9 protein-coding genes are annotated in these 8,536 nt (G+C 70.4%); 3 read left to right on the top strand and 6 right to left on the bottom strand.

Translation table 11 applies throughout. From position 1 onward, the window contains the following. The coding region (locus tag ABZ749_RS22675; RefSeq protein WP_357230770.1) for a metallophosphoesterase at nucleotides 1-1,427 on the bottom strand (1,427 nt) is incomplete at its 3' end. A 150-nt stretch (nucleotides 1,428-1,577) separates the two neighbouring features. On the opposite strand from ABZ749_RS22675, the gene ABZ749_RS22670 reads away from it, so the two are divergent. Next, nucleotides 1,578-1,928: a DUF2203 domain-containing protein gene (locus ABZ749_RS22670; protein WP_357199709.1), complete on the top strand. Its 351-nt coding sequence runs from the start codon at nucleotides 1,578-1,580 to the stop codon at nucleotides 1,926-1,928. A 109-nt stretch (nucleotides 1,929-2,037) separates the two neighbouring features. On the opposite strand, the gene ABZ749_RS22665 is transcribed toward ABZ749_RS22670, so the two are convergent. The 3 genes from ABZ749_RS22665 to ABZ749_RS22655 form a co-directional block, all read right to left on the bottom strand. Next, nucleotides 2,038-2,715, bottom strand: coding sequence for a class F sortase (locus ABZ749_RS22665; protein WP_357230767.1), 678 nt, complete (start codon nucleotides 2,713-2,715; stop codon nucleotides 2,038-2,040). Then, nucleotides 2,712-3,581: a DUF4397 domain-containing protein gene (locus ABZ749_RS22660; RefSeq protein ID WP_357230764.1), complete on the bottom strand. Its 870-nt coding sequence runs from the start codon at nucleotides 3,579-3,581 to the stop codon at nucleotides 2,712-2,714. The genes ABZ749_RS22665 and ABZ749_RS22660 overlap by 4 nt, the downstream gene beginning before the upstream one ends. A 109-nt stretch (nucleotides 3,582-3,690) precedes the next feature. Continuing rightward, the gene (locus ABZ749_RS22655) at nucleotides 3,691-4,362 is read right to left on the bottom strand and encodes a methyltransferase domain-containing protein (protein ID WP_357230761.1); all 672 of its coding nucleotides are present in this window, start codon (nucleotides 4,360-4,362) and stop codon (nucleotides 3,691-3,693) included. Between the two features lie 101 nt (nucleotides 4,363-4,463). Between ABZ749_RS22655 and ABZ749_RS22650 the strand changes: the two genes are divergently transcribed. Continuing rightward, a complete protein-coding gene (locus tag ABZ749_RS22650; RefSeq protein WP_357230758.1) occupies nucleotides 4,464-5,009 on the top strand; it encodes a hypothetical protein in 546 nt (181 codons plus the stop codon). Nucleotides 5,010-5,131: 122 nt separating this feature from the next. On the opposite strand, the gene ABZ749_RS22645 is transcribed toward ABZ749_RS22650, so the two are convergent. Continuing rightward, nucleotides 5,132-5,806, bottom strand: a complete 675-nt coding sequence (locus ABZ749_RS22645) for an NADPH-dependent F420 reductase (RefSeq protein WP_357230755.1) — start codon at nucleotides 5,804-5,806, stop codon at nucleotides 5,132-5,134. A gap of 235 nt (nucleotides 5,807-6,041) precedes the next feature. After that, a complete protein-coding gene (locus tag ABZ749_RS22640; protein ID WP_357230752.1) occupies nucleotides 6,042-6,533 on the bottom strand; it encodes a glutathione peroxidase in 492 nt (163 codons plus the stop codon). Nucleotides 6,534-6,700: 167 nt separating this feature from the next. On the opposite strand from ABZ749_RS22640, the gene ABZ749_RS22635 reads away from it, so the two are divergent. Continuing rightward, nucleotides 6,701-8,326 carry a glycosyl hydrolase family 18 protein gene (locus ABZ749_RS22635; protein WP_357230749.1) on the top strand — a complete coding sequence of 542 codons (1,626 nt, stop codon included), beginning with the start codon at nucleotides 6,701-6,703 and terminating at the stop codon, nucleotides 8,324-8,326. Nucleotides 8,327-8,536: the final 210 nt, after the last annotated feature.

Here is an 8,536-nt window from a genome sequence, read left to right as displayed (position 1 = left end):
TACGCCTCAGCACGCCAGACGAACGCACGGTGCTTGTGGCCGTGCACTACGAGGTGTACACCATCACGGGCACCCATGCGCTGGATCCTGGGCGCATCGATGGCGATCCCGAAGCCGGTTGCATACTCGTCCGGCGATTCGAGGTCCTCGGTCAGCGCGAGATGATGGTGCAACGCGAGCACTCGTAGGGCTGAGCCAGGGCTCGACCAGGTGAGGGCGCTCGCCACCTCGCGATATGCGGACTCCTGCACCCGGCCCATGCCGGCCAGGAAAGACTGCCCCTGTTCCAGCGAGCTGGAGTTGACTGCGGCGATGTCGAGGAGATTGCCACCGGGGAAGACAAAACGACGAGCCATAGAGAGGTGAGGCGAGGCCGGGTAGCCGTAGAGTGCTTGGAAGAACTTTCGATAGCTGGCAGTAGCCTCGGCCGGTGCCACCTCGACGGGCGCACCGTATTCGTAAGACTCACCCCGCGTCCACGCTATGTCGTGATTGCCGGGAATGACCACGAGATGCTCCATGCCCAGTCCGAGCAAGCCGTTGGTCAGCTTGAAGAGACCCGCTCGTGCCGCGTCGAACTCCTCAGGGGCGGCGATATAGGTGAGGTCGCCGGTGACGAGGACCGCTCCCACGGACCGCTGGTGGTGAGCAAGCGCGTTGGAGATTGCGTCGACCATTGTGGGCCGTGTCGCCCCGTCTTCGGTCTCCAGACGCCACTGATGCTCCTGCCGGAAGTGTCCAGTTGCGTAGTGCGGGTCGGTGAGGTGCAGGAGCCACGGCCCAGGGCAGGCGATCGGCTCTGCGGAGAGCGCGCCGTCCTGGCGCTGTGACGCGGTGAGGAATCTTTCGCTGGAATCAGACGGCTGGACCGGCCGTACTTCCCAGATAGTGGTGTCCATCGCTCGTAGCTCGTCGGCGTCCAGGATCCGTTTGCCCACCAGCCGCTCCAGTTGGCTCTTGGGGTGATGCGGTAACGGCGGGGCGGAGGCGAAGGAAAACTTCCCAAAGAACTCGATCGGCTCCTCGGCCAAGGCCACCAACCGCAACCAGCCCCGACTGTGCCGACTCGATCGGTAGTAGGGGGGAACGCCATCCCGCTCCGAGCTGGGCGGATTAAGGGAAGTGAAGCTGCCGAGCTCATCGGCCTGCGGCACGATGACCCGCTCGACGACCGCCGGATGCACGGCGCCTGTTCCTGAGTGGAACAGTCCGATCAGAACCCGTTGCCCAGCGAGTGTCTCTCGCTCGAGCGCCTGCCATATCTCGAGCCGCCCGGGTTCGTTGGGCCGCTTCCACCAGCCCCACCAGCACCATCCCCGCTCCTGCAGGACCACACGATGTTCGGGCAGCGTGTCGGCGACCAGATCTCGGTAGCGGAAGAGAAACCGAAGAGCCGGCGAGCTGGTGAGAGGGGAACGATCGCTCATGCCAGTGAGCCTCCAACGCCAACGAAATTCCCGGAGAACGTAGGGCTGCTCTACGAGGAGCACTCTGTATACCCGAGCGGAACGAGGCGCGACATCCCCGAATGGTGTGCAGGGGGCACCACCGAGCGATGCGACGGGCATACTGGCCCGGTGTTCACACTTGCCCAGGCCCGGCACCTGGTGGCCACCCTGCAGCCGCGCGTCGACGAGTTGATCCGGGTCCGGGCCGACCTGGCCGAGTTGCGCGCCGACCTGGGTGACCACGGCATGAGCGCGCTCGGCGGTCTGGCTGAGGTCAAGGCACTGGAAGCTCGGTTGCACGCCGTCGTCGACGAGCTGCACCAGCACGACATCCAGGTCAAGGGCATCGCCCCGGTGCTGCTCGACTTCCCCGGCGAGCGGGCCGGCCGCGCCGTGCTCTGGTGCTGGCTGGAGGGCGACTCCGACGTGCGCTGGTACCACCGGGCAGAGTGCGGCTTCGCCGGCCGCCGCCCCCTCTGACCCCTCGCGCCTCACCCGCTTGATCCACTCGGGTTCATGGAAATCGCGCTATTCGAGCGCGGCGGACGCCCCGACTTCCGTGAACCCGAGTGGATCAAGGCTGCGCGACTCAGCCTGCGGCGGACGTCGGCAGGACCGGGTCGGGGGCATCGGTCACCGCGAACACCACAACGTTGTCGACGTAGTGGCCCCGCCGCCGGTCGAAGTCGCCCCCACAGGTGACCAGGCGCAGCTCCGCCCCGGGCGTCGGGCCGTAGACCACCGCCGTCGGAAACTGGTCCTTGCGGGTACGCAGCGACCCGGTCACCCGGAACGGCAACCGCTGCCCGCCGCGCCACACCTCCACCAGGTCGCCGGGTCGTAGCTCGCCGAGCCGGGCGAAGACCGCCGGGCCGCGTCGGGAGTCCAGGTGCCCGGCGAGGACGGCCGGACCGGTGTCGCCCGGGGCCGGGCCGCCGCCGTACCAGCCAGCGGTGTGGAAGTCGGTCGGCGGAATCAGCACGCCGGCGCGGTCCAGACCGAGCACTGTGAGCGGTGAGTCGACGTCGATGCGCGGTACGCGTACCCGCGTGGGTGGACCGTGTGGCGTGGGCGCGGCGGCCACCGACGGGCAGTCGTCGCTGCAGCCGGGGTGCCAGCTCGCCGCCGGTGGCGGCGGGCCGGTGGTGGCCAGCCCGACCCCGGTGCCGGCGGCCAGGCAGACCGCCGCGCCGGCCGCGACCAGCGCGGCCAGCGGTGTCCGGCGCTCACGGTGCCGCCGGATCGACGGGTCCGGCCCGGCGCTCACCAGGTGGTGCGCCGCCGCCGACGCCAGAGCAGCAGGGCCACCGCGCCGGCCGCCGCGGCCAGACCGCCGGCCACCAGGGGGTACGCGTCGAGCCCGGCCCCGGCGGTGCCACCGGCGCCGGTGTCCACCCCGCCGGCCGGGACGACGGTGCCGCCCTCGGCGTCGCGGCGCAGCTCGGCGGTGAGCCCGCCCTGTTTCGCGTCGAGCACCAGCAGCGAGTAGACGGCGCCGCCGGTGAGCCGAACCTCGGCGTCGGCGCTCGGCCCGCCGGCGCCCGTCAGCTTCAGCCGCCAACTGCCCGGCTCGACCTGCTGGTAGTCGGTCGTGGTGGCGAACTGCACCCCGTCGGCGATCGTCGGACCGTTGGCGGCGGCGACGTCGAGCACCGGGGTCCGCACCGAGGCCTGTACGACCCGCACCTTGGCGCGACCGTCGGTGGGGGCGCTGAGATCGTCGTTGAGCACCCGCAGGCCGAGGTCGGCGTGCCGCCCGACACCAGCCACCGTGAACGCGTCCCCGCTGGTCACCGCGACCTCGGTGGTGAGCACCGGGGGGTCGCTGGCGGGCGCGCCGGCCTCGCGCATGGCCACCGCGTACCGGCCCGGCGCGAGTTCGAGATAGTCGGAGACCACGCCGTAACCGACCCCGGGGAAGACCTGCGGCTTCGCCGCGCCCGGCGCGGCAAGGTAGACGTCCACCGCCGGGGTGTCCGGGGACAGGTGCGCGAGCCGGACGTATCCGACGGTGTCCGCGCCGGTCGTGGCGTCCGCCGGAACCGGAATGGCGGCGGTGGCGAGGGCGGTGCCGAGCAGGAGCGCGCCGGAGCCGGCCAGCAGCCGGCGGGGCACGGTACGGAGCGTGTGCATGTCGCCTCCGGGGGCACGTTCGGTGAGCGGGCGGCAACCCAGAGAACAGGGTCCCGTGAACAGGACTGTGACGCAAGTTGCCACAGCGATGTTTTATCGCTGTCGCTCGCTACCGATCGCGGATGGCGAGGAGGCCGAACAGGTCGGGGACTCCGCCCGGTCCCGCTTCGACGACCCGGACCAGCCGAAGGCCGGCGTCCACTGTCGCGTTCACCAGGTCGGCGAGGGGGACGTGCCAGGCTCCCACCCGTACCCGCACGCCGGTGACGTTCCAACTGTCGAAGCTGTACGACCGGTCGGCGTACCGCGCGTCGACGACGACACGAGGATGCTGACTCCAGTCGGCGAACGCGCCCACGAAACACGGGTGCACACCCACGTGGACGAAGCGTCCGCCGGGACGCAGCACCCGGGCGACCTCGCGCAGCACGGCCGGATAGTCGGGCAGGTCGGTGCTGGCCAGCACGCACGTCGCGGCCGGCAGCGACGCGCCGGCGACCGGCAGGGCGCCCGCGTCACCCCTGATCACCGGCAGCCGCCCTCGCGCGTGCCGCAACTGCCCGCCGGACAGGTCCACGCCCACCGGCGTCCAACCCAGACCTGTCGGTACCGGAGCGTGCGCGCCGGTACCGCAGCAGATGTCGAGGCAGGGACCTTCGCCCGCGCCGAGCAGGTCCGCGACCGTCGCGTGCACCCGGCGCAGGTAGTCGCCGCCGCCGGAGATGAAGCTCTCGTACCAGTCCGCGTGGGCGTCGTACGCCGGTGTGCTCGTCGTCCCCATTCGCCGAGGCTACGAGTCGGCGCCCACCCGTGAAACCCGTTCTTCCGGAGGCAGAAGTGGGGCGTTTGCGTCTGCTCACGTGTGGCTACTGAGCAGCAGTGGTGACGAAAGTCGATGCAGGGGACACCTGGTTCCGACGATCCCGCTGGCGGGTGCTGGCCCGGGTGGCCTGCGCGGGACTGGTGGTCCTGCCGGCCTTCGCGTTGCTCAGCGTCGCGTTCGGCAACGCCTGGTACCACCCGCTTCCGCACGGGCCGATACTTCTGCTGGCGGCGATCCGCTACCCCGTGCAATTACGACGCCAGGGTGGGCTGCCACTTCGGCTGACCCGCGACTTCCTCGAACTGACAGTGCCTGCCGGCGGGACGGTGCAGGTCGACTGGGCCGACCTGCACCGAGCCGAGGTACGCGGCCGGATCAGCCCGACCCTGATCGTCGACATCGCTGATCGGGATCGGACCCGGCCGGTGCTGGACCGCTGGGACTGGGGTCGGGTGGGCGTGTGGAACCGAGCGCGCGGGCGAAACTCGCAGGAGGTTCACCTGTCGTTGGTTGCCGTCACGCCGAACGTCGACCGCTTGCGCACCGAACTCGCGCACCGGGCGGCCGGCGTTGCCGAAGAGCCGTCGCCCGACCCCACGACCTGACTCCGCGCAAGCCCCGCGCCGGCCGTTGCCGGGCCACCGGGACCACGCGACGACGAACTCGCCGCCGCCCTCCACACGCCGCCCAGGTAGGCGGTCGCGGGCAGGGCGGCGGCTGGCCGTGCTCAGCGGGTGGCGGCGGACACGGCGGCGCGTACCTTCGCGGCGTCGCCCGGGGCCGGGTGATCCCAGTCGGTCGGGCTCGCGGAGTAGAGCGTGCCGTACGCCGGGGTGTCCGGCTGGTAGCGCCACCCCTCGGCCAGCGGGCCGACGTCCACCGCGTCGTAGCCGATCTGGTCCAGGAAGGCGGTCACTTCGGCCTTCGCGGCGGCGTCGTCACCGGCGATCGCGAGGGCGCTGCGGTCGGCCGCGTCGGTCGGCCGGGAGAGCGCGGCCAGGCCCTTGAAGTAGATGTTGTTGAAGACCTTGACCACTCGGGAGTCCGGCAGGTGCCGCTGGAGCAGTTCGCTGCTGGTGGTCTCGCCGGAGTCCAGCTCCGGGAAGGTGCCATCGCGCTGCGGGTAGTAGTTGTTGGTGTCGATGACGACCTTGCCGGCCAGCGGTTCGACGGGCACCGCCCGGTACGCCTTCAGCGGGACGCTGACGACCACCAGGTCGCCCACCTGCGCGGCGTCCTGCGCGGTGCCGGCGCTGGCGTGCTCGCCCAGGGTCTCCACCAGGTCGGTGAGGGTCTCCGGGCCCCGCGAGTTGCTCAGCACCACGTCGTAGCCGGCGTCGACGGCCAGCCGTGCCACGGTGCCGCCGATGTTGCCACTGCCGATCAGTCCCACAGTTGTCATGCTCGTTCCCAACTCCGTCCACCCACGACGCATTCCCGACCAGACTGGTGGGTTATTCTGGTCACCCGCTGTCGGTAGCTGCGCAGACTGCTCGCGATCGTCGTCGGCCCGGCGGAAGCCTGGTCGCGCTGCGGGCCTGCCCGCCCAACGTACCGCTCACGCCGACCGCGCGAACCGGCTCTCCGAGGACCTGCCACTCTCCGGTGACGAGCGGCCCGGAGTCGGGAGGCCCGGCTCAGGGGGTGGGAAGGGTCTTCTCGATGGCTGCGCGCAGGTCGTCGGAGTCGGGCGCGACAGTGGGGGCGAAGCGGGCGGCGACCGAGCCGTCCGGGGCCACCAGGAACTTCTCGAAGTTCCAGCGCACATCGCCGGTGTGCCCGTCGGCGTCCGGGGTGTTCACGAGCGCGGCGTAGAGCGGGTGTCGGTCCGGGCCGTTGACGTCGACCTTCTCGGTCAGCGGGAACGTGACCCCGTAGTTGACCTGGCAGAAGTCGCTGATCTCGGCGGCGCTGCCCGGCTCCTGCCCGGCGAACTGGTTGCACGGCACGCCGAGTACCACGAGGCCCTGGTCGGCGTAGGAGTCGGCGAGCGTCTGGAGGCCGGCGTACTGCGGGGTGAGGCCGCAGCGGGAGGCCACGTTGACGACCAGCATCGCCTTGCCGCGGTGGCGGGCCAGGTCGGCGGGGCCGCCGTTGAGGGCGTCGATCGGGATGTCGAAGACGGTCATGGGCCGAGGTTACGCGTCGGCCGTGCGTTGACCCGGGGTGGGCGCAGCGTACGCACTCCGTGCACCAGGAGAAATCGAAACATGCGCATCTTGACGAACTGATGACGGCGTGAGTACCGTCTCACCATCTCTTTTGGAAAGTTTCCTAACAGTTCGGGAGACGCCGCATGAAAAGATCGCTCCGCCGGGCCCTCTGGGCCGGTGCCGTGGTCGCCGTGACCGTCGCAGCGGTGCCGGTGACCACCGCGTTCGGCGCCGGCACGGTCACCACCACCTTCACCAAGGCGCAGGACTGGGGGACCGGTCACGAGACGAGGGTGACAGTCACCAACGGCTCCAGCGCCACTGTCACCACCTGGCGCATCGAGTTCGACCTGCCGTCGGGCACCACCATCAGCAGCGCGTGGGACGCCGACGTCACCAGCAGCGGCAACCACTACGTCGCGGTCAAGAAGAGCTGGGCCGGCGGCATCGCCCCCGGCGCCTCGTTCAGCTGGGGCTACAACGGCAGCGGCGCCTACAAGGCACCGCTGAACTGCACCATCAACGGTGCCGCGTGCGGCGGCGGAACGACCCCGCCGACCACCACGCCCCCGACCACCACCCCGCCGACCACGACGCCCCCCACCACGCCTCCACCCACCACTCCGCCGCCGACCACTCCGCCGCCGAACACCGGCGGCAAGAAGGTCGTCGGCTACTTCGCCGAGTGGGGCGTCTACGGGCGCAACTACCACGTCAAGAACATCCAGACCAGCGGCTCCGCCGCCAAGCTGACCCACATCCTGTACGCCTTCGGCAACACCACCGGTGGTCGCTGCTCCATCGGCGACAGCTACGCCGACTACGAGAAGGCGTACACCGCGGCGGACAGCGTGGACGGCGTCGCCGACACGTGGGACCAGCCGCTGCGGGGCAGCTTCAACCAGCTGCGCAAGCTCAAGCGGTTGAACCCGCACCTCAAGGTGATCTGGTCGTTCGGTGGCTGGACCTGGTCCAGCGGCTTCACCCAGGCCGCGCAGAACCCGGCCGCGTTCGCCGAGAGCTGCTACAACCTGGTCGAGGACCCGCGCTGGGCGGACGTCTTCGACGGCATCGACGTCGACTGGGAGTACCCCAACGCCTGCGGTCTGACCTGTGACACCAGCGGCCCGAACGCGTTCAAGAACGTGATCGGCGCGTTGCGGTCGAAGTTCGGCTCCAGCGCCCTGGTCACCGCCGCCATCACGGCGGACGGCACCAACGGCGGCAAGATCGACGCCACCGACTACGCCGGCGCCATCGGCAACCTCAACTGGCTGATGCCGATGACGTACGACTACTTCGGCGCGTTCGCCGCCCAGGGTCCGACGGCACCGCACTCCCCGCTCACCTCGTACAGCGGCATCCCGACCGCCGGCTTCTACTCGGACGCGGCGATCCAGAAGCTCAAGAGCAAGGGCGTACCGGCCAACAAGCTGCTGCTCGGCATCGGCTTCTACGGCCGGGGCTGGACCGGCGTCACCCAGGCCGCCCCGGGCGGCAGCGCCACCGGTGCGGCAGCGGGCACCTACGAGGCGGGCAACGAGGACTACAAGGTCCTCAAGAACACCTGCCCGGCCACCGGCACGATCGCCGGCACCGCGTACGCCAAGTGCGGCAACAACTGGTGGAGCTACGACACCCCGTCGACCATCAACGGCAAGATGACGTACGCGAACAACCAGGGCCTCGGTGGCGCGTTCTTCTGGGAGCTCTCCGGTGACACGAGCAACGGCGAGCTCATCGGCGCCATCAAGGGCGGTCTCGGCTGAGCCGAGGGCCGACGCACCACCCACACGGCGGGAAGGGGCCCGCACCGTCCCTTCCCGCCCGTGACACAGCGGCCCGGCCACCCAGACCCACCGGTCCGTTCGGTCACCCGGAGGTCGGCGCCGACCGTGCTGGCCGCCCGGGGTGGTGTCGGTGACGATGTCGTACTGGCCGATGGCCATGAAGGCCAGGTAGGTGGCGGTGGGGGAGGT

The sequence above is a fragment of the Micromonospora sp. NPDC047753 genome (genome assembly GCF_040642735.1).
Classification (GTDB): Bacteria; Actinomycetota; Actinomycetes; order Mycobacteriales; family Micromonosporaceae; genus Micromonospora.
The sequence above is the reverse complement of the archived record's forward strand: the minus strand, read 5'-3'. Positions and strand labels throughout refer to the sequence as shown.